Annotated in this window: 19 protein-coding genes; 11 read left to right on the top strand and 8 right to left on the bottom strand. The window is 59.1% G+C overall.

Features of this window, described 5'->3' with window-relative positions; translation table 11 throughout:
* Positions 1-19: 19 nt before the first annotated feature.
* The 3 genes from adh to BR48_RS0120050 all read right to left on the bottom strand — a co-directional run bounded on the left by adh (position 20) and on the right by BR48_RS0120050 (position 3,196).
* Positions 20-1,537, bottom strand: a complete 1,518-nt coding sequence (gene adh, locus BR48_RS0120060; RefSeq protein ID WP_027232947.1) for an aldehyde dehydrogenase — start codon at positions 1,535-1,537, stop codon at positions 20-22.
* Between the two features lie 158 nt (positions 1,538-1,695).
* Positions 1,696-2,664, bottom strand: coding sequence for a GAF domain-containing protein (locus BR48_RS0120055; RefSeq protein ID WP_027232946.1), 969 nt, complete (start codon positions 2,662-2,664; stop codon positions 1,696-1,698).
* Positions 2,665-2,743: 79 nt separating this feature from the next.
* On the bottom strand, positions 2,744-3,196 hold the full coding sequence (locus tag BR48_RS0120050; RefSeq protein WP_027232945.1) for an Lrp/AsnC family transcriptional regulator: 453 nt from the start codon (positions 3,194-3,196) through the stop codon (positions 2,744-2,746).
* 122 nt (positions 3,197-3,318) lie between these two features.
* Between BR48_RS0120050 and BR48_RS0120045 the strand changes: the two genes are divergently transcribed.
* The 4 genes from BR48_RS0120045 (at position 3,319) to BR48_RS0120030 (ending at position 9,550) form a co-directional block, all read left to right on the top strand.
* Positions 3,319-6,372 carry an aminotransferase class III-fold pyridoxal phosphate-dependent enzyme gene (locus tag BR48_RS0120045; RefSeq protein WP_027232944.1) on the top strand — a complete coding sequence of 1,018 codons (3,054 nt, stop codon included), beginning with the start codon at positions 3,319-3,321 and terminating at the stop codon, positions 6,370-6,372.
* A 126-nt stretch (positions 6,373-6,498) separates the two neighbouring features.
* Positions 6,499-7,515 carry an amino acid ABC transporter substrate-binding protein gene (locus BR48_RS0120040; protein WP_027232943.1) on the top strand — a complete coding sequence of 339 codons (1,017 nt, stop codon included), beginning with the start codon at positions 6,499-6,501 and terminating at the stop codon, positions 7,513-7,515.
* A 168-nt stretch (positions 7,516-7,683) separates the two neighbouring features.
* Positions 7,684-8,466: a ThuA domain-containing protein gene (locus tag BR48_RS0120035; protein WP_027232942.1), complete on the top strand. Its 783-nt coding sequence runs from the start codon at positions 7,684-7,686 to the stop codon at positions 8,464-8,466.
* Positions 8,467-8,500: 34 nt separating this feature from the next.
* Positions 8,501-9,550: a Gfo/Idh/MocA family oxidoreductase gene (locus BR48_RS0120030; protein ID WP_027232941.1), complete on the top strand. Its 1,050-nt coding sequence runs from the start codon at positions 8,501-8,503 to the stop codon at positions 9,548-9,550.
* Between the two features lie 4 nt (positions 9,551-9,554).
* On the opposite strand, the gene BR48_RS0120025 is transcribed toward BR48_RS0120030, so the two are convergent.
* From BR48_RS0120025 to BR48_RS0120015, 3 genes are read right to left on the bottom strand one after another with little or no spacing between them, the layout of a single operon-like run.
* Positions 9,555-11,105 (bottom strand): SpoVR family protein, encoded by a 1,551-nt coding sequence (locus BR48_RS0120025; protein ID WP_027232940.1) that lies wholly within the window; start codon positions 11,103-11,105, stop codon positions 9,555-9,557.
* Between the two features lie 12 nt (positions 11,106-11,117).
* On the bottom strand, positions 11,118-12,443 hold the full coding sequence (locus BR48_RS0120020) for a YeaH/YhbH family protein (RefSeq protein WP_027232939.1): 1,326 nt from the start codon (positions 12,441-12,443) through the stop codon (positions 11,118-11,120).
* 21 nt (positions 12,444-12,464) lie between these two features.
* Positions 12,465-14,414: a PrkA family serine protein kinase gene (locus tag BR48_RS0120015; protein WP_027232938.1), complete on the bottom strand. Its 1,950-nt coding sequence runs from the start codon at positions 14,412-14,414 to the stop codon at positions 12,465-12,467.
* A 467-nt stretch (positions 14,415-14,881) separates the two neighbouring features.
* Between BR48_RS0120015 and BR48_RS0120010 the strand changes: the two genes are divergently transcribed.
* The 4 genes from BR48_RS0120010 (at position 14,882) to BR48_RS0119995 (ending at position 19,688) form a co-directional block, all read left to right on the top strand.
* On the top strand, positions 14,882-15,616 hold the full coding sequence (locus tag BR48_RS0120010; RefSeq protein ID WP_027232937.1) for a DeoR/GlpR family DNA-binding transcription regulator: 735 nt from the start codon (positions 14,882-14,884) through the stop codon (positions 15,614-15,616).
* A 254-nt stretch (positions 15,617-15,870) separates the two neighbouring features.
* Positions 15,871-16,800: a deoxyribose-phosphate aldolase gene (gene deoC, locus BR48_RS0120005; RefSeq protein ID WP_228017049.1), complete on the top strand. Its 930-nt coding sequence runs from the start codon at positions 15,871-15,873 to the stop codon at positions 16,798-16,800.
* A 4-nt stretch (positions 16,801-16,804) separates the two neighbouring features.
* Complete coding sequence (locus BR48_RS0120000; protein WP_027232935.1) at positions 16,805-19,189, top strand: aldehyde dehydrogenase family protein; 2,385 nt, start codon at positions 16,805-16,807, stop codon at positions 19,187-19,189.
* Between the two features lie 43 nt (positions 19,190-19,232).
* On the top strand, positions 19,233-19,688 hold the full coding sequence (locus BR48_RS0119995; RefSeq protein ID WP_027232934.1) for an RbsD/FucU family protein: 456 nt from the start codon (positions 19,233-19,235) through the stop codon (positions 19,686-19,688).
* A gap of 59 nt (positions 19,689-19,747) precedes the next feature.
* Here BR48_RS0119995 and BR48_RS0119990 read toward each other — a convergent pair whose 3' ends face one another.
* Positions 19,748-20,407 (bottom strand): peroxiredoxin, encoded by a 660-nt coding sequence (locus BR48_RS0119990; protein WP_027232933.1) that lies wholly within the window; start codon positions 20,405-20,407, stop codon positions 19,748-19,750.
* Between the two features lie 277 nt (positions 20,408-20,684).
* On the opposite strand from BR48_RS0119990, the gene BR48_RS0119985 reads away from it, so the two are divergent.
* A complete protein-coding gene (locus BR48_RS0119985) occupies positions 20,685-20,963 on the top strand; it encodes a HigA family addiction module antitoxin (protein WP_051615273.1) in 279 nt (92 codons plus the stop codon).
* 22 nt (positions 20,964-20,985) lie between these two features.
* Here the strand turns inward: BR48_RS0119985 and BR48_RS25965 are convergent, their stop codons facing one another.
* Complete coding sequence (locus BR48_RS25965) at positions 20,986-21,207, bottom strand: cysteine rich repeat-containing protein (RefSeq protein WP_081815964.1); 222 nt, start codon at positions 21,205-21,207, stop codon at positions 20,986-20,988.
* Between the two features lie 228 nt (positions 21,208-21,435).
* Between BR48_RS25965 and BR48_RS25090 the strand changes: the two genes are divergently transcribed.
* Together BR48_RS25090 and BR48_RS0119970 are read left to right on the top strand one after the other, a co-directional pair.
* Complete coding sequence (locus BR48_RS25090; RefSeq protein WP_036815042.1) at positions 21,436-22,581, top strand: efflux RND transporter periplasmic adaptor subunit; 1,146 nt, start codon at positions 21,436-21,438, stop codon at positions 22,579-22,581.
* Entirely contained in the window at positions 22,578-25,727 is a 3,150-nt protein-coding gene (locus BR48_RS0119970) for an efflux RND transporter permease subunit (protein WP_027232931.1), read from the top strand. The genes BR48_RS25090 and BR48_RS0119970 overlap by 4 nt, the downstream gene beginning before the upstream one ends.
* Positions 25,728-25,780: the final 53 nt, after the last annotated feature.

The raw sequence follows: 25,780 nt of genomic DNA, 5'->3' as shown, positions 1-25,780 counted from the left end.
CCATCAATGATCCAACCGGTCAGAAGAAGCCGAGTTTCTTTGGACTATAGCTCACAAGCATGTTCTTCGTCTGCTGGTAGTGGTCAAGCATCTTCAGATGATTTTCCCGGCCGATGCCAGACTGCTTGTATCCGCCGAACGCGGCATGCGCCGGGTAGGCGTGGTAACAATTGGTCCACACGCGTCCGGCCTGGATGGCGCGGCCAAAGCGATAGCAGGTATTGGCGTCGCGGCTCCAGATCCCGGCGCCGAGACCGTAGAGCGTGTCATTGGCAATCGACAGGGCCTCGTCATTATCCTTGAAGGTGGTCACGGAAACCACTGGACCGAAGATCTCTTCCTGGAAGATGCGCATGCGGTTGTGACCCTTGAATACCGTCGGCTTGACATAGTAGCCGCCGGCAAGATCGCCTGGAAGTTCGTTGCGACCGCCACCGATCAGGACCTCGGCGCCTTCCTGCCTGCCGATGTCCATGTAGGAGAGGATCTTCTCGAGTTGTTCGCTGGAGGCCTGCGCGCCGATCATGGTCGCTGGATCGAGCGGGTCGCCCTGGACGATAGCCTCGACGCGCTTCAACGCACGCTCCATGAACTTGTCATAGATTGCTTCATGAACGAGGGCGCGGCTAGGGCATGTGCAAACCTCGCCCTGATTGAGCGCGAACATGACGAAACCTTCGATCGCCTTGTCGAAGAAATCGTCATCCTCAGCCGTGACATCCTTGAAGAAGATGTTGGGTGATTTGCCGCCGAGTTCGAGTGTGACGGGAATGAGATTCTGGCTTGCATATTGCATGATCAGCCGGCCAGTCGTCGTCTCGCCGGTAAATGCGATCTTGGCAATGCGCGGGCTGGAGGCGAGGGGCTTGCCTGCCTCAAGGCCAAAGCCGTTGACGATATTGAGGACGCCTGGCGGCAGAAGGTCGCCAACCAATTCGGCAAAAACGAGGATCGATGCGGGTGTCTGTTCGGCAGGCTTCAGCACGACGCAATTGCCGGCAGCGAGAGCGGGTGCAAGCTTCCAGATCGCCATGAGAAGCGGGAAGTTCCACGGAATGATCTGGCCGACGACGCCGAGCGGTTCGTGGAAATGATAGGCGACCGTGTCGTGGTCGATCTCGGAAATGCCACCCTCCTGCGCGCGGATGGCGCCGGCGAAATAGCGCAGATGGTCGATCGCCAGTGGCAGGTCGGCTGCGGTCGTTTCGCGAATGGGCTTGCCGTTGTCCCAGGTTTCGGCTTCGGCCAGGATGTCGAGGTTGTCTTCCATCACTTGGGCGATCTTGTTGAGGATGACGCTGCGCTCGGCCGGGCTGGTGCGGCCCCAGGCCTCCTTGGCAGCATGCGCTGCATCGAGTGCTGCTTCGACATCACTGGCGTCAGAGCGGGCGATTTCGCAAATTACCTGGCCGTTTACGGGCGACGTATTTTCGAAATATTTGCCGGACCTCGGCTCGACGAATTTACCGCCGATGAAGTTGCCGTATCGCGACTTGAATTTGGGTTTGGCTGTGCGGTTGAACTCTACCTTGTTCATGTGATTTCCTCCCTGACGCGAGCCGGTTTTGACGAACTCGCGCGTTAAATACCGCCTCCTGCGGCAGGGTTGGAGCATCGGCGAGAAAGCCCGGCCTGTCAGCCGGGTGCCGGCAACATGACAGTGCGAGTGTCGCAGATCTGAGACAATTGCCCGCGCTAATTGAGTCCGAGGCGCTTAAGCTTCCGATGCAGCGTGGCGCGGCTCATCCCAAGCATTCCGGCCGCAAGGGAAACATTACCCCCTGCATTGCTTAGGGCGCGGCGGATGACGCTGCGCTCGGCCGAGGCGAAACCGCGTTCGGGATCGATCTCCTGGCCAAGGAGATTGGCGGCCGGCAGGGGACCGCTGAGGCTTTCATCAGTCAAGCCGAAGACGTGGCGTGCGGACCGTGACGCGCCGATGACGAGATCGTCCTGGTCGACGGCAATCAGCGCATTGACGACGCGATCGCCGGCAATATTGTCGCCTGCCATGACGATGCGCGCCTTGGGAAAAGCAAGACGGAAATTCTCGGCCTCGACACGGCGGGCCGCATCGACGACCGCCATGGCAATAAGCTTGACAAAGTCTTCCGTGAGATCGGACCGCGCCGACGAGACATCGATCACGGCCATCAAGCGACCGCGATGGTCGAAGATGGGCGCGACAGTGCAGGAAAGGGCGGTGTTGCGGCTGCGAAAATGCTGGTCGCGGTGGATGGTCAGCGATCGTTGCTCGGCAATGGCGGTTCCAATCCCGTTCGTGCCTTCGCTTTCTTCGCTCCACACGGCTCCCGTCCAAAGCCCGATCTTGTAGAACGTCGTATCGTCACCGGCATAGCCGCGACGATCGACCGGCACGCCCTCCTTGTCGGCGAGGAGAACGCAGCAACCGGCACCGCCGACGGCAGTATAGAGGCGGTCGAGGGTTCCGGATGCCGTGTCGATCAACGAACCGAGCCGTTCGCGCGCCTCCGATAGTTCGCGGTCTGTCAAAACGTTCGGTGGCGTATGTTCCTCCGGGTTGAGCCCATAGAGGCGCATGGACCGTCCCCACGATGCGACAAGTGCTGACTGCGCCGCAGCATCGCCGGCAAGCGCCGTTTGGATGTGTTCCGCGTGCAAGACCTCATGCAGTCTTCCCATGCTCTCCTCCCAGAGTGCTGGCGATCCGCCGATCCATAGCAGCATAGGTCGCGGCGGTCCGCCGTCAAGTCGGCAACAGCTAAAGTGCGAGGCTGGCGTCGCCTCGGTCGATGTCGCGCCGCAGGATGATCGACGTCGTTACATCGTCGACCTGATCCATCGTCGCGACCCTGTCGCGAATTATGTTGAGGTGATTGATCGATGGCACTTCAATTTCGACGATCAGGTCAAGTTGGCCGCTGACTGACGAGACACGCCGAACTTCGGGATAGGCGGCAAGGCGGTCGAGGACGCCGAGCGAGGGCGTGCGAACCAGGCTGATGAGTAGAAAGGCGCAAATCAGCCCTTCGTTCAGCTGGCCGATATCGGCGCGATAGCCGCGAATGACACCTGACTTTTCGAGAAAGAGTATCCTTTCGCTCGTCGCGCTGCGCGAAAGACCGATCTCGCCGGCGAGAGTCTTGATGGGAATTTTGGCATCGCGCGAAAGGATGCTCAGGATCGCGCGGTCCTTGTCATCAAGCTCTTTCATTGCACTTTCATCCTCGCCGACCAAATGCCGGTCAGGGCCGTCAAAACGACGATGAAACCGGCGGATTAACGGATGCCCGATTTTTTGGCCCATGCCAAGCTTGAAGAAAATGGAGCCTGCGCATGATTGATCTGTCTCATCCGGCACCGTCGTTCTCGGACACGGAAGCCCTCACAATCGCTCGTGAGCACTTCGGTATCGAAGGCCGGATCAGCCCGCTTGCCAGCGAGCGGGACCAGAATTTCAAGATCGATGCGAACGATGGTCATTCCTTCATCCTGAAGATCGTCAACGCCAGCGAGCCGCGTGATCAGAGCGATTTTCAAACGGCATTGCTTGAGCACCTTGAAAAGCACGCCTGCGAACTCGCTGTGCCCCGGCTGCGCCGCACCTTGACCGGTCTGGCGCTCGCAAGCGTCGAAGGGCCGAGCGGCGGACTGCATGCCGTTCGCATGGTGTCCTGGCAGATCGGCGAACCACTCGCGACAATGGCGCGAACGCCGGCAACGCTTGGCAATCTCGGCAAAGTTCTCGGCGAGTTGGACCGGGCAATGCAGGGCTTCATCCACACCGGCGCGCTGCGAACTTTCGATTGGGATATTCGGGCGGCGGGGTTGTCGCGGCAGCGAGTGCAATATGTCAACGACGCAGGCGATCGCGCCTTGCTGGAACGCTGGCTCGATCGCTTCAACCGTGATGTCGCCCCGCGCCTGCCTGCCTTGCGCGCTGCCGTCATTCACAATGATGCCAATGACTGGAATGTGCTGGTCGACGCCTCCGACCCCACTCGGATCGCCGGCCTCATCGATTTCGGTGATGCACTGCACAGCGTGCTGATTGCGGAGGTCGCCGTTGCCTGCGCCTACTCCATTCTGGAAGTCGAGGACCCGATCGGAGCTGCCGGGTTGATTGTTGCAGGTTTCAACGCGCAGTACCCGCTTCTGGAGGAGGAAGTCGACCTGCTCTTCGACCTGATTGTAATGCGGCTCGTCATCAGCGTAACCATGTCGGCACAGCGCAGCGACAAGACTGCCGAAAATCCGTATCTGCAAGTGAGCGAGGCACCTGCCTGGAACTTGCTGCGGCGGCTCGACCGGATGAACCCGGGCCTTGCCACCGCAATCCTGCGACAGGCCTGCGGCTACGACGCATTCCCCGGCGCGAAAGCCATCGTCCGTTGGATAGAGGATAACAACAAGTCCTTCCAGCCGATTCTTGCGACGCATCCGGCGCGGCTCGCGAAGGGCATCGTGCCATATGGCGATCCACAAAACCCGATGACCATGCTTTCGGCTGGAAAGGAGCCCGAGAAGGCGACCGAGTGGTGGGATGCCTATTCTGGCGATCAGAAAATTGCGCTCGGCATCGGTCCCTGGGGGGAGGAGCGCTCGGTCTATACCGGCACGATGTTCGAGTCGCGCTTCATTGCAGGAACACGGCGCACCCGGCACCTCGGCCTCGATCTCTTCATGCCTGCCGGGACGAAGCTCTTTACCCCGATCGACGCCGTCGTCAGAGAAGTAATGATCGAAGAGGACCCCCTCGGTTATGGCTGTCTGGTCAAGCTAGAACACCGGCCGGAAGGCTGTCCGCCATTCGCGACGCTCTGGGGGCACCTCGCGCATGAGGCAGTCGGTCGTTTGCGCCCTGGTGAAAAACTAGCCGCCGGCAACCTTATCGGGGAGATGGGTGCTCCTTCGGAAAATGGCGGTTGGGTTCCCCACCTGCATCTCCAGCTGTCGGTCGACACACAGTTGGCGGCGATGGAGATACTGGGTGTGGGCGAGCCGGCATTTCTCCCGGTCTGGGCCGAGCTTTTCCCCAATGCCGCAGCCTTTGCGGGATTGCCGCCGGAGACGTTCGAGCAGTCTGGGCGGAGCCGAAGCGAGATCGTTGCCGAGCGCAAGTCCATCCTTCTGCCCAACCTTTCCATTTCCTATGCCGAGCCGATCAAATTTGTCCGCGGGGAGGGCGCCTGGCTGATCGATGATCGCGGCAGGGCGTATCTCGACTGCTTCAACAATGTCTGCCATCTCGGCCATGCCCATCCCGATGTCGTAGAGGCATTGCGCAAGCAGGCCGGAATTCTGAATACGAACACGCGCTATCTCCACGACAACATCGTCGATTACGCCGAGCGACTGACAGCGACCCTTCCCAGTGACTTGTGCGTGGCAACCCTTGCCTGCAGCGGCAGCGAGGCTAACAGCCTGATGTTGCGGATGATGCGCGCCCATACGGGCCGCGAGGAGGCGATCGTGCTCGATTGGGCGTACCACGGCACGACCCAGGAGCTTATCGATCTCAGCCCCTACAAATATAAGCGGAAAGGCGGCAAGGGCCGGAAGTCGCACGTCTATGAAGCGACTATACCTGACACCTACCGCGCGCCTGCCGATTGGCCGGCGGATAAGATCGCGCAGCGGTATGCCGAGAGCGTTGCCGAGCAGATCGCGGCGATGCGCAGGGCCGGCAAGGGACCGGGCGTCTTCCTGGCCGAGTCCATCCCCAGCGTGGCGGGACAGGTCTTCCTGCCCGAAGGCTACCTTGGGGAAGTCTATGCCATGGTGCGCGCCGCCGGCGGAATTTGCGCGGCAGATGAGGTGCAGGTCGGGTTTGGGCGCGTTGGGAGCCACTGGTGGGCTTTCGAGACGCAAGGCGTCGTGCCCGACATCGTCACCATGGGCAAGCCGATCGGAAACGGCCATCCGATGGCAGCCGTGGTGACGACCCGCGAGGTGGCTGCCTCGTTCAATAACGGGATGGAATATTTCAATACGTTCGGTGGTAATCCCGTTTCCTGCGCGGTCGGGCTTGCCGTGCTCGACGTGATCGAGCGTGACGATCTGCGCGGCAACGCGCTCTCGATCGGCAACTATCTGCTGGAGCGTTTCAGGGCGATGCAGGCGCGTTATGAAGTGATCGGCGACGTTCGCGGCCAGGGTCTGTTCCTCGGCATCGAACTTGTTACCGATCGCAAGACCAAGCAACCGGCCACGGAGATTGCCCGCACGATCAATAACGGGGCAAGGGAGCGGGGCGTGTTGATGGGAACCGAGGGACCGCACGACAACGTGCTGAAACTGCGTCCCCCGATGATTTTCAGCCGCGCCAATGCGGATCTGCTGATCGAGGTCATGGAGGAGACGTTCGCAGCGGTCATGGCCGAGGCATAAAAGGCGCAAGCCCGGCACAGTCTGCAGCAGGCGACGCCGGTAAACTCAAACATCGAAACCAATGGGTCTTCGGACATGTGTCCGGCGGCACGGACAGGCTTTGCCTGCCAAACGAGGGAGAACACAATGAAACTGACATCCGTTATTGCACTGCTGCTGGCGTCGGCAGCGTTCGCGGCATCGCCCGCGTCGGCCGATACGCTCGCAACGATCAAGGAGCGTGGCAAGCTCAATTGCGGCGTAAGCGAAGGCGTGCTCGGCTTTTCCAATGCCGACGACAAGGGCGTCTGGACGGGCTTCGACGTTGATTTCTGCAAGGCCGTAGCGGCAGCCGTCCTCGGCGATCCTAGCAAGGTGACCTATGTGCCGCTTTCGACGAAGGCGCGATTTGCGGCTCTTCAATCAGGCGAAGTCGATCTCCTGTCGCGCCAGACGACGTGGACGCAGTCGCGCGATACCGGCATGGGCATGCGCTTCGTCGGGACGATCTATTATGACGGCCAGGGCTTCATGGTGAAGAAATCCGTTGGCGTAAACAGCGCAAAGGAACTCTCCGGCGCGACGCTATGCACCGAAACCGGCACAACCACCGAAATGAACGCCGCGGATTTCTTCAAGGCGAACAACATCAAGTACGACATCATCTCGTTCGAAAAAGCCGATCAGACGATTGCTGCATTCAATACGGATCGCTGCGACGTCTATACGACAGACGCCTCCGCGCTCTATGCGCAGCGTCTTGTCCTGACCGATCCGGATTCATCGCTGGTATTGCCGGAGATCATCTCCAAGGAGCCGTTGGGACCGGCCGTCCGCCAGGGCGACGACCGTTGGTTCGGCATAGTCCGGTGGACCTTGTTTGCCCTGATCAACGCGGAGGAACTCGGCGTCACCAAGGATAACATCGCTGCACAGTTGGAATCCGACAATCCCGAAGTTCGCCGCTTCCTTGGTGCGGAAGGCAATACCGGCGAATCCATGGGTCTCGACCAGAAGTGGGTTTACAACATCGTCGCTGCGACCGGTAATTACGGCGAGATGTTCGAGCGCAGTCTCGGCAAGGGTAGCCCGCTCAAGATTGATCGCGGCATCAACGCCCTGTGGAACGCCGGCGGCCTGATGTACGCTCCGCCGATCCGCTAACAACGGAAATCCCCTTCGTTCATTGGAGGGGGTTTCATGCATCCTGCTTCTGAAGAATATGGAACCAGACCAATGCGTTGATCATTGGTCTGGTTGAAGGCATCGCCTTCTGAGCGTCATACTGGGCGCGTACCCTCCCGATCGTATCCGAGAAACAGGAATAGAGACATGGCTATCCGAACACTCGTCTGGGGCGAAAACGTTCATGAACAGACGAATAAGACCGTTGCCGGGATTTACCCCGAAGGCATGCACACACAGATAGCAAAACTTCTTGCCGCGGACGAAGAGATTTCCGTCAAGACAACGACCTTGCAAGAGCCTGAGCATGGTCTGACCGAAAGGGCGCTCGGCGAAACCGACGTGCTGGTTTGGTGGGGGCACCAAGCCCATGGCGATGTCGGCGATGAGATCGTTGAACGGGTGGCAAAACGCGTATGGGAGGGCATGGGGCTGATCGTTCTCCACTCCGGCCATTTCTCGAAAATTTTCAAGCGGCTGATGGGTTCGCCTTGTGCCCTCAATTGGCGCGAGGCCGGCGAGCGTGAGCGGCTCTGGGTTGTCAATCCGGGTCATCCCATTGCGCGGGGGCTTCCTGCCTATTTCGAGATCGAGAACGAGGAAATGTATGGCGAACCGTTTTCCGTGCCCGAACCGCTCGAGACGGTGTTCGTATCGTGGTTCCAGGGCGGCGAGGTCTTTCGTTCGGGTCTGACCTATCGCAGGGGCGCGGGCAATGTGTTCTATTTCCGGCCGGGTCATGAGACTTATCCGACCTATTACCACGAGACGGTTGGCCTCGTTCTGCGTAACGCCGTGAACTGGGCCTATAATCCTGAGCGGTATCCCACTATAACAACCGCGCCGAATGTGCCGGTCGAGAAGGCGCTCGAGCCGATCGAGGCGCGGGGCGGCAGCGTTCACGCCGAAGGCCAGGAAGGCTTTCGCTGATATCGCTGGATTGGCATCAGGAGCAGGTGGGTCGATGCGTCTTTTGATCTTGGGTACCGGCCAGATGGCTAATGCACATGCGCGCAGTTTCGCCGAGATCGGGACGGTGACGCTTGCAGGCGCCGTGGATGTCGATCCCGCCCGCGCCGAGGCGTTTCGCGCGAAATACGGTATCGAAAAGGCGTTCACCTCGCTGGCAGACGCACTTGCCTGGGGAGACTTCGATGCCGTTGCAAATGTTACGCCCGACAGCGCGCATTATTCGACGACCCTGCAATGCCTCGCCGCCGGCAAGCACGTCTTCTGCGAAAAGCCGCTGGCCACGAATTCGGTAGATGCGATGGAGATGGCCGAGAAGGCCGAATCCGCCAATCTCGTGGGCATGGTCAACCTGACCTATCGCAACGTTGCCCAGCTGCAGGCGGCGCGCAAGCTGGTCACGAGCGGTCGGATCGGGACGGTCAAGCATGTCGAGGCGTCATATCTGCAAAGCTGGCTGGTCTCAAGGCAATGGGGCGACTGGCGCACGGAAAGCCAATGGCTATGGCGCCTCTCCAAGAACCATGGCTCCAACGGCACCCTGGGGGACGTCGGTGTCCACATTCTCGATTTCGTGGTTTATGCAACGGACACCGAAATCGACGAAGTGTTTTGCCGGCTAAAAGCATTCGACAAAGCCGAGGGCAATCGTATCGGCGAATATGAACTCGATGCCAATGACAGCTTCACCATGAGCGTGAGCTTCAAGAACGGCGCCCTCGGCGTGGTGCATTCCAGCCGCTGGGCGACAGGTCATGTGAATGAACTGCGGCTGCGCGTTTATGGCGACAAGGGATCGCTCGAAGTGCTTCATCGCCACGACGGTTCCAGGCTTCTTGTTTGCCTTGACGCCGATATTGAGACCGCAACGTGGAGGGAGATCAATGTCGATCCAGTTCAGACTAACTATCAGCGCTTCGTCGAGGCCGTGGCCATCGGCCTGACCCTCGAGCCGTCTTTTCGCCACGCGGCCAGGCTGCAAATGGCGATTGACCTTGCAAACGTCACCGAGAGTGACCGCCGCGAGCACCGCCTCTCGACCTGAATCGCTATCCGGAGAACTTGTCCGTCGATGTTTCGTAGAGAACGTTGCCGAATTCGGCATCGACGCCGACGAGACTGACGTCATAGCCCCACAGGCGACGTACATGGCGCAAGGTTGCGTCCCGGGTGCTTTCGCTGAGCACAATGCCGTCGCGAGCCGTATGCTGTAGCCGAAGGTGGCGATTGCCGAGCAGATCGACATCGACAACCTGGATATTGGGCTGGTTCATGCCGATGTCATAGCTGCGGGCGAGGGAGCTGCGAATTTTCTCATAGCCTCGTTCGTTATGGATAGACGCGACCTGGTAGTGCTTTTCCTTCGATTCATCATCGAGAGCGAAAAGCCGCATCTTGCGGATGAGCGCAGGGCTCAAATATTGCAGCAGGAATGATTCATCCCGGTGATTGGCCCAAGCATCGAGCAAGGTGCCGCGCCAGTCGCCATTGCCGGCAAACTCGGGGAACCAGTCGCGGTCCTCGGCCGTCGGTTTGGTACAGATGCGCTCGATATCCTGCATCATGGCGAAACCGATCGCATAAGGGTTGAGTCCCGAAAAACGCGGATCGTCAAAACCTGGCTGGAACACCACATTGGAATGGCTATGAAGCATCTCCAGAAGGTGGCCTTCGCTTATCTTTCCCCGGTCGAACAGCATGTTCATGATCGTGTAGTGGACAAACGTTGCGCAGCCCTCATTCATCACTTTGGTTTGCCGCTGCGGATAGAAATACTGGGCGACGACACGGACGATGCGCAGGATCTCGCGCTCCCATGGCTCAAGGATCAGGCTGTTCTTCTCAAGAAAATAGAGAAGGTTCTCTTCCGGCAGGTTGAGGGCTTTCTTGCGCTCCTGCGCCTCCATTTCGGCCTCGGTCGTGTCCTCGCTTTGCCGTGGCTGCGGCAAGGTTCGCCAAAGATCGCTGAAAATCTTTTCCTCATACTCCAAGCGCTCGCGAACGCGCGCCTGTTCCTTGGCCGAGGAAATGCGGGGCGGACGGCGGTAGCGGAAAACCGCCTGATCCATCAGGGTATGCGCTGCATCGAGGATGGATTCGACGGCCGCAAAACCATATCGTTCCTCGCAACGCGAAACATAGCCCTTGGCGAACTCCATATAGTCGAGGATGGCGCTGGCATCGGTCCATTGCCTGAAGAGGTAGTTGTTCTTGAAGAAATGGTTGTGGCCGAAGGAGGCATGGGCGATGACCAATGCCTGCAAGGCCATCGTGTTTTCTTCCATCAGATAGGCGATGCATGGATTGGAATTGATGACGATCTCATAGGCGAGGCCGCGCCTGCCCTTGCGGTAGAGATATTCCTCGTAGACGAAATGCTTGCCGAAAGACCAATGCTGGTAGATGAGCGGCATGCCATTGGACGAATAGGCATCCAACATCTGTTCGGAGGAAATGATTTCGAGCTGATTGGGATAGCAGTCGAGCCCGAGATCATCGAGGGCGACCTCCTTGATCGCGTGATAGGTCCGGGACAATGTATCGAAGGTCCAGTCGGACCCGGTGAACAGAAGGTCGGAAGCGCCCGCACTCTTACTCATCTATGACCCCGCTCAGCCGTTCTTGGCGGAAGATGGTTGCTTGGCGAAGAGCTGGCGGAACACCGGGTAGATGTCGCCTGGCTTGGCTATTCGCGTCATCTGGAAGTTTCGCCAATTTTCCCCGACCTGTCGATAGGAACGCCACAGCGAGGTACCATTGTCGGTCGAGCGGAATATGGCGCTCTCGCGTTCGTCCAGAATCTCGACATAGGCATAATACTGGCAAAGCTTCATGATCTCTTTGTTCAACAGATTGACGCAATGTTCGGAATCGCCCGCGAGGTTGTCGCCGTCCGAAGCCTGGGCGGCATATATGTTCCAATCCTGGCTCGGATAGCGCTCAAGGATAATGCGCTGCATTTCCTCCAGCGCGGTCGATACGACCGTGCCGCCGCTTTGGGTGCTGCGAAAGAACGTCTCTTCGTCGACTTCGTGCGCCTGATGCGTATGGCGGATGAAAACGATGTCGATGCGCTCGTAACGCCGTTTCAAAAAGAGGTGGAGTAGCACGAAGAAGCGCTTGGCCAGGTCCTTCTCGCGCTCGCCCATGGAACCTGAAACATCCATGAGGCAGAACATCACGGCGCTTGCATTAGGCAAGGGCTGCGGCTCGAAGCGATTGAAACGAATATCAACAGGGTCGATATATCCAACCACTTTGCGGCGGCGCTCAAGACGTTCCAACTCGCTGCGCATTTTCGCAAGGCGGTCGAAGGCAGCGCTGCCGGGCTTCGGGTGCTTTGCTTCGAGTTCCTCGATTTCCTTGGCGATTGCTTCGACCTGAGCAAGCTTGGGGCGCTGCAGTGCGATGCGGCGGCCAAAACTGTTGCGCATGGTTCGCCCGACATTGATGTTGGTCGGGGCGCCGGCAATGGTAAAACCAGCACGGCGCGAGCGAAAGGTAACGGCCTCTTTGAGACTGGACTTGATCATGTCCGGAAGTTCTAGGTCTTCGAAGAACAGATCGAGCACCTCCTCGCGCGACAGCACGAACTGGAAATCATCCTCCATGTCGCCTTCGGACGCAGCGCCCTTGCCCGCACCCGTGCCGCCTCCCTGACCGGGTTTGGCGAGGCGGTCACCGGCAGTGAATTCCTTGTTACCAGGCAGGACGTGTTCGCGCCTGCCGCTGCTTCGATCCGCCTGAAAGCTTGGCTCGCTGGTGCCGTCCAGGGGAAACGGGACGCTGTGGCCCGCATCCACATCGACGATCTTGCCCGACTTTATCTTTTCATGGACGACGCGCTTCAGCTCTCCGCGCGCGCGGCGCAGAAAGCGTTGACGATTGCTCAGGCTCTTGTCCTTGGGGTTAAGGCGGCGATCGATGAAGCTCGGCATGCAAGCACCTTTCTTCGGCGATCACCCCGCCTTGTTCACGCGCATGTACCAATCCACCAGTCGACGAACCTGCCGTTCCGTATAACCCCGCTCGACCATGCGCTGGACGAACTCCGTATGCTGCTTCTCGGTGGCGCCATCCTTCTTCGAACCGAAGCTGATGACCGGCAGCAGATCCTCGACCTGGCCAAACATGCGCTTCTCGATGACTTCGCGCAACTTTTCGTAGCTGGTCCAGGACGGGTTGCGGCCATTATTTTTGGCCTTGGCGCGCAGGGTGAACTTCACGACCTCGTTGCGGAAGTCCTTGGGATTGGCGATGCCGGCCGGCTTTTCGATTTGCGACAGCTCACCGTCGAGAATGCCTCGATTGAGAATCTGGCCAGTATCGGGATCCTTGTAGTCCTGGTCCTCGATCCACGCATCGGCGTAGGCGATATAACGGTCGAAGAGGTTCTGGCCGTATTCACTATAGGATTCGAGATAGGCCTTCTGTATCTCGTGGCCGATGAACTCAGCATAACGGGATGCCAGTTCCGATTTGATGAAATCGAGGTAGCTGGATTCGATCTCCTGCGGGAATTGCTCGCGCTTGACCGACTGTTCGAGCACATACATCAAGTGGACGGGGTCAGCCGCAACCTGTTTGGTGTCGTAGTTGAACGTTTCCGAGAGAACCTTGAAGGCAAAGCGCGTGCTGATGCCATTCATGCCTTCATCGACGCCTGCGGCGTCACGGTACTCTTGCACCGATTTCGCCTTAGGATCGGATTCACGCAGGTTCTCGCCGTCATAGACGCGCATCTTGGTGTAGAGCGGGGAATTTTCGTGCTCCGCAAGCCGGGTTGAAACCGTAAAGCGGCTGAGAATTTCCAGCACTTCCGGTGCGCAGGGATTGTTGACGAGTTCGCTCTCACGCAGCAGCTTTTCGTAGATCTGCTTTTCTTCCGTCACCCGCACGCAATAGGGCACCTTCACGACAGACATGCGGTCGAGGAAGGCCTCGTTGTTCTTGTTGTTCTTGAACTGGAGCCATTCGGATTCGTTCGAGTGGGCAAGAATGATCCCCTGGAACGGGAAGGCGCCGAAATTCTCGGTGCCGTTGTAATTGCCTTCCTGTGTCGCCGTCAGCAGCGGGTGCAGGACCTTGATCGGCGCCTTGAACATTTCGACGAACTCGAGCATTCCCTGCGTGGTCCGGTTAAGGCCGCCGCTATAGGAATAAGCGTCGGGGTCGGCCTGGCTGAAATTCTCGAGCTGGCGGATATCGACCTTGCCGACGAGCGAGGAAACGTCCTGGTTGTTCTCGTCGCCAGGTTCGGTCTTGGCGATGCCAATCTGGCGCAGCCGCGATGGAGCAAGCTTGACGACACTGAACTTGGAGATGTCACCGGCAAATTCGTCGAGCCGTTTCGCCGCCCAGGGGGAGATCAGCCCGTTGAGGCGTCTGCGGGCAATGCCGTATTTGTCTTCGAGGAGGCCAGCCATGCGATCAGGCTGGAACAGGCCGAGCGGCGATTCGAAGATGGGGCTTATCTGGTTGCCCGCCTTGAGGGTGTAGATGGGGCGGCGCTCCATCAATTGCTTCAGCCGTTCCGCAAGTGAAGACTTACCACCGCCAACCGGCCCGAGCAGATAAAGTATCTGCTTACGCTCTTCCAGACCCTGAGCGGCATAGCGGAAATAACCGACAATGCGTTCGATCGTGTCTTCCATGCCGTAGAAATCGGCAAAGGCCGGATAGATCTTGATCGTGCGATTGAGATAGATGCGGCCGAGGCGTTCGTCGGTACTGGTATCGACCAGGGTCGGTTCGCCGATGGCATCGACCATGCGTTCGGAAGCGGTGGCAAACATCTTGGGATCGTTGCGGCAGGCCAGCAGATACTCTTGCAGGCTCATCTCTTCCTGCTTTTCGCTGCTGTAGATCTCTGAGAAGAGACTGAATACGTCAGATGCCTGCGTTGTCATTTCCAACCTCCAGCCGCATGCAAGTTCGACGGAACTTGAGCTGAAGGGGCCGCCCCTCCGCTCAGAGGATTGCATGCCGTATCGTTACACTGTCAGGTGAGTCGCTCCACTGTGCAAGACACTAATTGTTGTTATCTTGTGTAGATGCAATTTAGGCACATAGTTGTGTCTGCAATGAGGTGAGGATCACCTTTCGTCGTCTGTCCTTCACCAAAGATGTAAGTAGTCTCTCTGGCAAATTGTATAGGTAACGACAAAGAATCTGCGTCAATATGTCAGAAAAGTGGAGCAACGGCGGTCAAGCTGTGCCGAGGGTACCATAAGCCAGCGACTATGACGGCGGCAGAACTCCTTCGCTTTTCTGCACGAGCAACATAGTTATGCGGCTTCGTTGCGGTTCATTGCTCCTTGAACGCGATCTGTTATGTTTTTAACAGTTGTCACAATGGTTGAGGGGACGAAACGCAATGGTAAGCCGCAAGGCACGGCGAATAGCAGATCTCTCGGGAGCGCTCCGGGCGCGGCGGGTATTGCGTCTCAAGGATGCAGCCCTGCTGCTCAACGTTTCCGAAATGACCGTCCGCCGCGACGTTGCTGAAAATCCCGACCAGTTCGGCTACCTTGGCGGCCATATCGTTCCGGCTGGCGATTTCTGGAACGACAGTCCTTACGATTTGTCGCAGGCGGTGGACACCCATGCCGCCGCCAAGGTGAGGGCCTGCGCGCATGCCGCCAGATATATTCGCCCCGACGATACGATCTTCATCGATTGCGGCACGACGCTGCTCAGCCTCATCGACCATGTTCCCGCCGACTACCGGATCACTGCCATCTGTTATGCGCTTAATGTCGCCGAGCGGCTGACGCGGCGCCCGAACATCAGCCTGGTGATGCTTGGCGGGCTTTATTACGCTTCGTCCGCTTCGTTTTCCGGCGATTCCGGCCTTGAAACCCTCTCCAAGCTTGGCATCAATACTGCGTTCATTTCGGCTGCCGGACTGGATATGAGCCGGGGCGCGTCTTGCGCGCACTTTCATGAAGCACCGGTCAAGCAAAGAGCGATCGAGTTTGCTGAAATGAGCCTGCTTGTCGCCGACAGCAGCAAAATGGGCAAGGTCAAGCCCGTTCTGTTTGCGCCCGTTGCGGCCTTCCAGGCGATCATCACCGAGGAAGGCGAGATGGACGTGCCTAAAGCCCCTTGACGCCATCGCCATTTTGATGGAAAAATAACAAAACCTGATACTATTCTAACAATGATGGCGAGGGCCGGTGCGAATGTTCTGGTCTGTCGGCGCGAAGCGCCTATGCTAGACTTGCATTCGCTGGAGGAAGTTTTCTCGTGGAAAAAGCCCGGATTATCACTGCATCAGGCGATGGCGGGGTTGTGACAGCCGGTTCCTCGCCAACGAGGCTGGTGGACCACGCCAGGGCGAATGGCTGGCCGCGCAATCCTGGCATGGAACTCGACCTTTCCTGGGTGCTTGACGCGCGGGTTAACCTTTCCGCCGTCGAGCGCCGTGTCGCAAGCCTTCCCGGCAGGCGTACGGTCAAGAAGGACGCCCAGGCAGCGTGGCTGTTGAAGGCGGTCACCTGTATCGATCTGACGACACTCAACGGCGACGACACGGCCGAACGGGTCAAACGCCTGTGCGCCAAGGCGATGCACCCGGTGCGGCAGGATATTCTCGACGCTTTGGGCATGGGCAAGCGGTCGATCACCACCGGAGCCATCTGCGTCTACCATCGCTTCGTAGCGACGGCGGTGGAAGCCCTCGGCGATTCCGGCATTCCCGTCGCCGCGGTCTCGACCGGCTTTCCGGCGGGGCTTAGTCCGCACCACCTCAAGGTGAAGGAGATCGAAGCGTCGGTTGCCGACGGTGCAAAAGAGATCGATATCGTCATCACCCGCGAACATGTGCTGACTGGCAACTGGACCGCACTCTATGCGGAGATGCAGGACTATCGCAGGGCCTGCGGCGATGCGCACGTAAAGGCGATCCTCGCCACCGGCGACCTCAAGACCTTGCGCAATGTGGCGCGTGCCTCGCTCGTCTGCATGATGGCCGGTGCAGATTTCATCAAGACATCGACCGGCAAGGAAGGCGTCAACGCAACGCTGGCTGTTACGCTGGTGATGTTGCGCATGATCCGCGCCTACGAGGAGCGCACGGGGTTCAAAATAGGCTACAAGCCGGCTGGCGGCATTTCTGCGGCAAAGGACGTGCTGAACTATCAGTTCCTCATGAAGGAAGAACTTGGCCGGGAGTGGCTCGAGCCCGATCTCTTCCGAATCGGCGCATCGAGCCTTCTTGCCGACATCGAGCGGCAATTGGAACATCACGTTACAGGCGCCTATTCGGCGCTCAACAGACATCCGATCGGATAATGCCATGACAGTCGCGACCTATTTTGACGAAATGTCCTACGGCCCCGCGCCCGAGGCCGATACCGAAGCCCGCGATTGGCTGGCTCGCCACAAGTCGAGTTTTGGCCACTTCATCAACGGCGCCTTCGTGCCCTCTACGTCGGGGAAGACGTTCGATACGTTCGAGCCCGCCACCGGCAAGCGCCTTGCCAAACTCGCCGTTGGCGACAAGGCGGACGTCGACAAGGCGGTCGCCGCAGCCCGCAAGGCACAAGTTTCCTGGGCAAGGCTTCCCGGTCACCTTCGTGCTCGCCACCTCTACGCGCTTGCCCGGATGATCCAGCGGCACGCCCGCCTGATCGCAGTGGTCGAAGCCATAGACAACGGCAAGCCGATCCGCGAGACGCGCGATATCGATGTGCCGCTCGCCGCTCGCCACTTTTATCATCATGCGGGATGGGCGCAGATCCAGGACACTGAATTTGCCGATAACGTTCCGGTCGGCGTCGTCGGCCAGATCATTCCCTGGAACTTCCCCTTTCTCATGCTCGCATGGAAGATTGCCCCCGCCCTGGCGCTCGGCAATACGGTTGTTCTTAAGCCAGCGGAATTTACCTCGCTGACCGCCTTGCTTTTCGCGGAGCTGGCAGCAGCGGCCGGCCTTCCGCCGGGCGTTCTCAATATTGTCACCGGCGAGGGTGAAGCCGGCGCGCTGCTCGTCGATCATGGCGATATCGACAAGATTGCCTTCACCGGATCGACGGAAGTCGGCCGCATCATTCGCGAGCGCACGGCGGGCAGCGGCAAATCGCTTACCCTCGAACTTGGCGGCAAATCACCCTTCATCGTATTTGATGATGCCGACGTCGATGGTGCGGTCGAAGGTGTCGTCGATGCGATCTGGTTCAACCAGGGTCAGGTATGCTGCGCCGGATCGAGGCTCCTCGTCCAGGAAGGCATCGCCAAGCTTTTCCATGACCGGCTGAAGCGCCGCATGCAGACTCTGCGGGTCGGTCTCCCGCTCGATAAGTCGATCGACATGGGCGCCATCGTTGCGCCAGTGCAGCTCAGCCGCATTGAAGCGCTGGTGAAGAAGGGCCTAGCCGAAGGCGCAGAACTGCACCAGGCGCAGATCGAAATGCCGAAGGGTGGAAGTTTCTACCCGCCGACGCTTCTGAGCGGCGTGCAACCCACCTCGATCGTTGCGACCGAAGAGATCTTCGGGCCGGTTGCCGTGTCCATGACGTTTCGCACGCCCGAGGAAGCGGTCCAACTCGCCAATCATTCGCGCTATGGTCTTTCCGCCAGCGTGTGGAGCGAGACGATCGGCCTTGCGCTCAACGTCGCGGCCAAGCTTGCGGCCGGCGTCGTCTGGGTCAATGCGACGAACCTGTTTGATGCCGCGGTCGGCTTTGGCGGCAAGCGCGAATCCGGCTTTGGACGTGAGGGCGGGCGCGAAGGCTGCTACGAATATCTGAAGCCCAAAGCGTGGATCGGCCGCAAGGCGCGCGTTCTACCGAATTTGCCCGAGCTCAAGCCTGTAGTCGGGGATTTTTCCGCGCCGGCGATCGACCGGACGGCCAAGCTCTTCATCGGCGGCAAGCAAGCGCGGCCGGACGGCAATTATTCGCGCGCCGTGATCTCGCCCAAAGGAAAGGTGATCGGGGAGGTCGGCGACGGCAACCGCAAGGATATTCGCAACGCCGTTGTCGCCGCGCAGGCGGCTTCCGCCTGGTCGAGCGCGACGACGCACAATCGCGCGCAGATCCTCTATTACATCGCCGAAAACCTTTCCGGACGCGCCGACGAATTTGCCGCGCGGATTGCCGCCATGACCGGGTCTTCCGCAGCGGCGGCGAGGGCGGAGGTGGACGCCTCTATCGCACGGCTCTTTACCTATGGCGCCTGGGCGGACAAGTTCGAGGGCGCGGTGCATGCTCCGCCCCTGCGAGGTGTGGCCTTGGCAATGCCGGAACCATTGGGCGTAGCTGGGGTCATATGCCCGCCCGAAGCTCCGCTACTCGGTTTTGTCAGCCTCGTTGCGCCGCTTGTCGCCATGGGCAACCGCGTGGTTGCGGTGCCGAGTGAGGCCTACCCGCTCGCCGCGACTGATTTCTACTCGATCCTCGAGACGTCGGATGTGCCAGCGGGTGTCATCAACATCGTGACCGGATCGTCAATCGAACTCGCCAAGACCCTTGCAGCTCACAACGATGTTGATGCTGTTTGGGCGTTTGGCAGCGATGAACTATCCGCCATGGTCGAGAAACTATCTGTGGGCAACCTCAAGCGGACATTCGTCGATTACGGCAAGGCCACCGATTGGAACGATCGCGCCGCCGGCGAAGGCACGCTTTTCCTGCGCCGCGCCGTCGATGTAAAGAATATCTGGATTCCTTACGGCGAATAGGAATAGTCAGAGACCCAAGGCCCTGCAACTCTGGAGGAATTTCATGCTCAAGAATATCGACCCGGCGCTCAATGCGGACGTTCTCCACGCGTTGCGGTCCATGGGTCACGCCGACACGCTGGTGATTTCAGATACAAACTTTCCCTCCGACGCCATCGCTCGGCAAACGACGTTGGGCAAGCTCCTGCGTATCGACAATGTTTCCGCTGCTCGCGCGATAAAGGCTATTTTGTCGGTGATGCCGCTGGATACGCCGATTCAGCCGTCGGTCGGTCGCATGGAAGTCATGGGTGCGCCGGGCGAAGTGCCGCCGGTCCAGCGTGAAGTGCAAGCTGAGGTCGATGCGGCGGAAGGCAAGGCCTCGCCCATGTATGGCATCGAGCGCTTTGCCTTCTACGAGGAAGCAAAGAAGGCCTATTGCGTGATTACCACCGGGGAGACCCGCTTCTACGGGTGCTTTATGCTCACCAAGGGTGTCATTCCGCCCGAGACAGCCTGACAAGCAATCGCCGCCGGCGCCGAGGCACTGGCGGCGATGAACTGTTTTCCCAGAGGGTTTTAAGCCTGCGGCTGCTTTGTCTTGCGCAGGTAGGGCAGAACCCGTTCGAACTCACCGAAGCGCTCCTTCGCCTCTTCGTCCGAAACGGCGGCCGTGATGATCACGTCTTCTCCCTGTTGCCACTGCGCCGGCGTCGCCACCTTGTGCTTGGCTGTCAGCTGGATACTGTCGATCGCGCGCAGGATCTCGTCGAAGTTCCGGCCGGTCGTCATCGGATAGGTAATGGTCAGTTTGATCTTCTTGTCCGGTCCGATCACGAATACGGAGCGCACGGTTGCATTGTCTGCTGGCGTGCGGCCTTCGGATGTATCGCCTGCTTCAGCCGGCAACATGTCGTAGAGCTTCGCGACCTTGAGCTCCTTATCGCCGATTAACGGATAGTCGACCTCGTGGCCCGTCGCCGACTTGATGTCAGCCTTCCACTTGGCGTGGCTTTCGACAGGATCGACAGAAATACCGATGATCTTGGCGTTGCGCTTGGCAAATTCAGGAGCAAGGCCAGCCATGTAGCCGAGTTCCGTCGTGCAGACCGGCGTAAAATTCTTGGGATGGCTGAACAGCACGGCGTAGCTATCCTTGATCCAGTCATGAAAATGGATCTCGCCCTGCGTCGTGTCAGCGGTAAAATCCGGTGCGGTATCATTGATACGTAGGCCCATTGTCGTTCTCCCAGTCCGATGACGGTTGAAACCAACGCGATTGCTTACAGGCGACGCGTGGCCCGGCGTTGGATTGGAGCGAAATCTAGCACGGCCCATTGGCGCTGAACAATCACCGGCTCCAATATCTTTGGTATGGGGCCGGCAAAGTAGGGTCACGCGTTATTGATCGGCGAAGTCGAACTGCCGCTTTCGCGCCACGATTTTTTCACTCGCCTGACATGCAGCGCAACTATGATTCGAGACACAGGTGATGCGAGACAGATCGGCAAGCAAGATGAACACATCAGCAAATCGATGGACGCCGCATTGGGCAATTCACCCGGGCCAGCATCTCCTTGAGTGCATCCAATCCCGCGGCCTGTCCGTGGAAGACTTTGCCGACCGAGCGGACCTGCCCGCAACCACGCTTGATGCCATCATCGCGGGACGGCATCCCATAACCTACGACATCGCCCTTCGGATCGAACGCTCCTTCGGCATCATGCCGGACTTCTGGTTCCTTTTGCAGTCCAAATGGCACCGTCAGCAGGAAACCATGAAGACGCCTGCATAGGGTGGTTGCCAGGATCATTGCCTTATTTGGGTGCGTGCGCCTCGACAACCTTCTTGCAGGCCGGCGATAGTTGGTCCAACTGCTTTGCTAGGCACTCGAAAATACGTCCACCACCAGGCGCTACGCCGCTACAGTATTTCTGATAGTCCGGCATGCATGCTTCCCGCTCGGCAGCTGTCTGTGCCGCTGCCATGCCGCCGGAAAGTCCAATGCCGATCGCAAGTAAACCAAAGACCAACCGCATCACAACCTCCCAAAATATGCCGCTGAAGATCTATCCTCCGATTGCGGAATAACGTAGCATCCGACTGGATTTCCCTGCAACCAACGTCAATCGGGGAGTTTGATGGCAGGTCTATTAGGGTTGCATGCCCGCAGGCGCGACGACAATGCATATCGCCCGCAAAGACAGCTGGGCGGAGACCCAAATTCAATATTTGCGGCCATTTTGAGAGCCGTGCCCCGCAAGAGAATGGTCCTCTCCGCTGCTTTGCTTACCGGCGCTTTCGCACTCGCCGCCTGCAGCGAACAGAATACCTACGAGCCGCCGCCGCCGCCAAAAGTTGATGTGGCCCTACCGGTCAAGCAAAATGTGACGCCCTATCTTGAAACGACCGGCACCACGGCCTCCATCAATTCGACGGCTCTGGTCGCCCGCGTTCAGGGGTTCATCCAATCGATCAACTACCGGGATGGCGATGCGGTGAAGGCCGGGACGGTGCTTTTTGTCATCGAACCGGAGCCTTACCAGCTGGCGCTCGATCAAGCGAACGCTGCCAAGGCATCCGCCGACGCGGCGCTGAAGCAATCCCAAGCAGAATTTGAGCGCCAGAAGGCCCTCGTCGCCAAAACCTTCGCCACCCAGCAGGATCTCGAAAAAGCCGAAGCCGCCCGTGACGCCAATATTGCCGCCCAGCAGCAGGCGACAGCCAGCATTCAGCAAGCCGAACTCAATCTGAGCTATACGCAGGTCAAGGCGCCCTTCGATGGTGTCGTCACCGCGAGGCTCGTTTCGGTGGGCGAACTTGTTGGCCCCAATAATGTATCGACCCTCGCGAGCATCGTGCAGTTCAACCCGATTTATGTCGACTTCAACGTCAGCGAAAAGGAGGTCTTGCGTGTTCGCGCGACAATGCAGAAGCGCGGAGTGACGACGCAGGATCTGAAGAAGATACCGGTCGAGATCGGCCTGCAAACCGAGAAGGGCTACCCTCACGTCGGAGCCCTCGACTACGCCGCTCCGATAATAACGGCGAATACGGGCCAGCTTGCCGTCCGCGGTGTGTTTGACAATGAAAATCGGCAATTGCTGCCAGGCTATTTCGTGCGCGTGCGCGTGCCGCTTTTCGAGGAGCCGGACAGGCTGCTCGTACCCGACCGCGCCGTCGGCAGCGATCAAAGCGGGCGTTATGTGCTTATTGCAGGCAAGGACGATATCGTAGAACAGCGCACGGTTCAGCTCGGCCAGCTTGTCGGCGAATTGCGTGTCGTCAGTTCCGGCGTCACCGCCGATGACCGCGTCGTTGTCTCCGGCCTGTTGACGGCCATTCCCGGCCAGAAGATCGAACCGCATATGACTGTTCTCACCGCCACTGCTGCTGACGGCGTGACGCAATGATCTCCAAATTTTTCATCGAGCGTCCGGTCCTTGCCAATGTCATCGCCATTCTCATGGTGGTCATCGGGTTCGTGTCGCTCTACCGGCTGCCGATTGCGCAATATCCCAACGTCGTGCCGCCAACTGTGCAAGTGACGACCCGCTATCCCGGCGCCAGCGCCCGTACCCTGATCGATACGGTGGCGCTGCCCATTGAACAGCAGGTCAACGGCGTCGAGGGTATGCTCTACATGCAGTCCTATTCCGCGTCCGATGGCAGCTATACGCTGACGGTCACCTTTGCGATCGGCACCGATCTCGATGCGGCGCAGGTTCTGGTGCAGAACCGGGTTTCGGCGGCGCTTGCCGCTCTGCCGCAGTCGGTGCAGGTACAGGGTGTAAACGTACAGAAGAAATCGACGTCGATCCTTGAAATTGTAACCCTGACGTCGCCTGACGATCGCTTCGACAGTCTCTATCTCAGCAACTATGCCACGATCCGTCTTAAGGACGAGCTCGCGCGTGTGCCCGGCGTCGGCAATGTGAGCGTCTTCGGTGCGGGCCAGTACTCCATGCGCATCTGGCTCGACGCCAACAAGATGCGTGCACGCAGCCTGACCGCGCAAGATGTCATCCAGGCGCTGCAACAGCAAAGCACGCAGGTGACCGCAGGGCAGGTCGGCATCCCGCCGGTGCCGGCGGACCAGTCGTTTCAATATACGATCAATGTTGAAAGCCGCCTCAGCGATCCCGAGCAGTTCGGCGCCGTCATCGTCAAGACCGGCACCAATGGGGACTTCACGCGCGTTCGCGATATCGGCCGCGTCGAACTCGGTGCGCAGACCTATGGTCAGTACTTCAAGCTCGACGGCAAGCAGGCCGCGGGCCTCGCAATCTTTCTGTCACCCGGCGCCAACGCGCTGAATGTCGCCAAGCTTGTCAGCGATCGCATGAAGGCGCTCGCCGCCGAATTCCCGCAAGGCGTCACCTATTCGATACCGTTTGATACCACCACATTCGTCAGCCAGGCGATCAACGAGGTCTACAAGACGCTGTTTGAGGCGGCGCTGCTGGTGCTGATCGTCATTCTCGTCTTTCTGCAGGATTGGCGCGCCATGCTCGTGCCGGCAACGACCGTTCCGGTCACGATCATCGGCGCCTTCGCGGCGATGGCGGCCATGGGATTTTCCGTCAACCTGTCGACACTGTTCGCGATCGTGCTTGCCATCGGGATTGTGGTCGATGACGCCATCGTGGTTGTCGAAGGCGCTGCCCACAATATCGAGCAGGGCATGTCGGGGCACGATGCGGCGATCAGTGCCATGGATCTGCTTTTCGGACCGATCGTCGGCATTACCCTCGTGCTGATGGCGGTGTTCCTGCCCGCTTCGTTCCTGCCCGGCATCACCGGACAGATCTTCTCGCAATTCGCGCTGGTTATCGCGGCGACGGCGTTGATCAGCGCGATCAATGCCGTAACCCTCAAGCCGACCCAATGCGCCCTGTGGCTGCGGCCGACCGTACCGATGGAAAAGCGCAATGTGTTCTATCGCGGCTTCAACGCCGTCTACCAGCGCGTCGAAAACGCCTATATCCGGCTGATCGGATCAATGGTCAGCCGCGCCGGACTCATGGCAATCATCGCTTTGGCGATCATCGGCGCGGCGGGTTACGGCCTGACGCGCGCCTCGACGAGCTTCCTGCCCATCGAGGACCAGGGCTATCTGCTGGCAGCGGTCCAGCTTCCTGATGGCGCGGCGCTGGGGCGGACGCAAAAGGTTCTGGAGGATGTCGGCAAGGTCGCAAAGGAAACGCCAGGGGTGAAACAGGTCATCACCATTGCCGGCATGTCAGCCCTCGACAATAGTTCCACCCTCGCCAATGCCGGCCTCGCCTACATTATGCTCAACGATTGGAGCCAGCGCGGGAAGGGTGAAGATCTTGGATCGCTCTACCAAAAGCTGAATGCAAGCCTCGCCGCGAATTCCGAGGCCCGCATCATCGTGCTGCCGCCGCCGCCGATCCAGGGCATCGGCAATGCGGGCGGTTTTACGATGCAGGTCGAAGTCCGTGACGGGAGCTTCGATCTCGCAAAATTGCAGAGCGTCACGAATACCATGGTCGCTGCTGCGGAAGCGCAATCCGGCATCCAGCGTGCAAGCGCGCCGTTCCGGGCGACCGTGCCGCAATACGATGTCCAGATCAATCGCGAGAAGGTGGAGACGCTGCTTCTCACCGCCGATCAGGTGTTCGATACGCTCGCGAGCTATCTCGGCTCCAGCTATGTCGACCAGTTCAACAAATTCGGCCGCGTCTTCCAGATCTATGTCCAGGGCGATGCACAGTTCCGCCTGGCGCCAGACGACATCAACAATCTCACCGTGCGCAACAAGAATGGCGACATGATCCCGCTCGGCACTGTCCTGACCATTACGCCAAGCGTCGGTCCTTCCCTGATCAGCCTCTATAACCTTTATCCGTCTGCCTCGATCACGGGCGTTCCCGAAGCCAACTTTTCCTCGGGACAGGCAATGCACCTTATGGAACAGATTGCCGAGAAGACCATGCCGCCGGGCTTCGGTTTCGATTGGACCGCGCTCTCATTCCAGGAAAAGATTGTCGGCAACCAGATGTATCTGGTCTTCGCGCTTGCCCTCCTTTTGGTGTATCTCGTTCTGGCCGGCCAATATGAGAGCTGGATCGCGCCGGTTTCCGTCCTGCTCGCGGCCCCGATGTCGCTCGTCGGACCGGTTGGAGTACTGCTTGGCGCGAACACGCCCATCAATCTCTATGTCCAAATCGGCTTGATCCTGCTCATCGCGCTTTCCGCTAAAAATGCCATCCTGATTGTCGAAATGGCGCGGGAATTGCGGGCCTCAGGGAAGTCGATTACAGAATCCGCAATCGAAGCGGCGAGGTCCCGCTTCCGGCCTATCCTCATGACATCGTTTGCCTTTATTCTCGGCGTGGCGCCGCTCGTCGTGGCGACGGGTGCCGGCGCCAGTGCGCGCAAATCGATCGGCATAACCGTGTTCAGCGGCATGATCGCTTCGACCTGCCTTGCAGTGCTGTTCGTGCCATCATTCTTCGTCATTATGCAGCGTTTCGAGGAGTGGCGCTCAGCGCGCAAGCAGCCAGCCAAGGCGCCGATGGCCGAAGCCAAATAGTGGGCGAAAAGCGCGTTCGCCCAAACATCTGACTTAACCCAAAGGGATGACAC

The sequence above is a fragment of the Phyllobacterium sp. UNC302MFCol5.2 genome (assembly GCF_000686005.1).
GTDB classification, from domain to species: Bacteria; Pseudomonadota; Alphaproteobacteria; order Rhizobiales; family Rhizobiaceae; genus Phyllobacterium; species Phyllobacterium pellucidum.
Note: the sequence above shows the minus strand (reverse complement) of the source record. Positions and strands in the feature narration are given on the sequence as shown.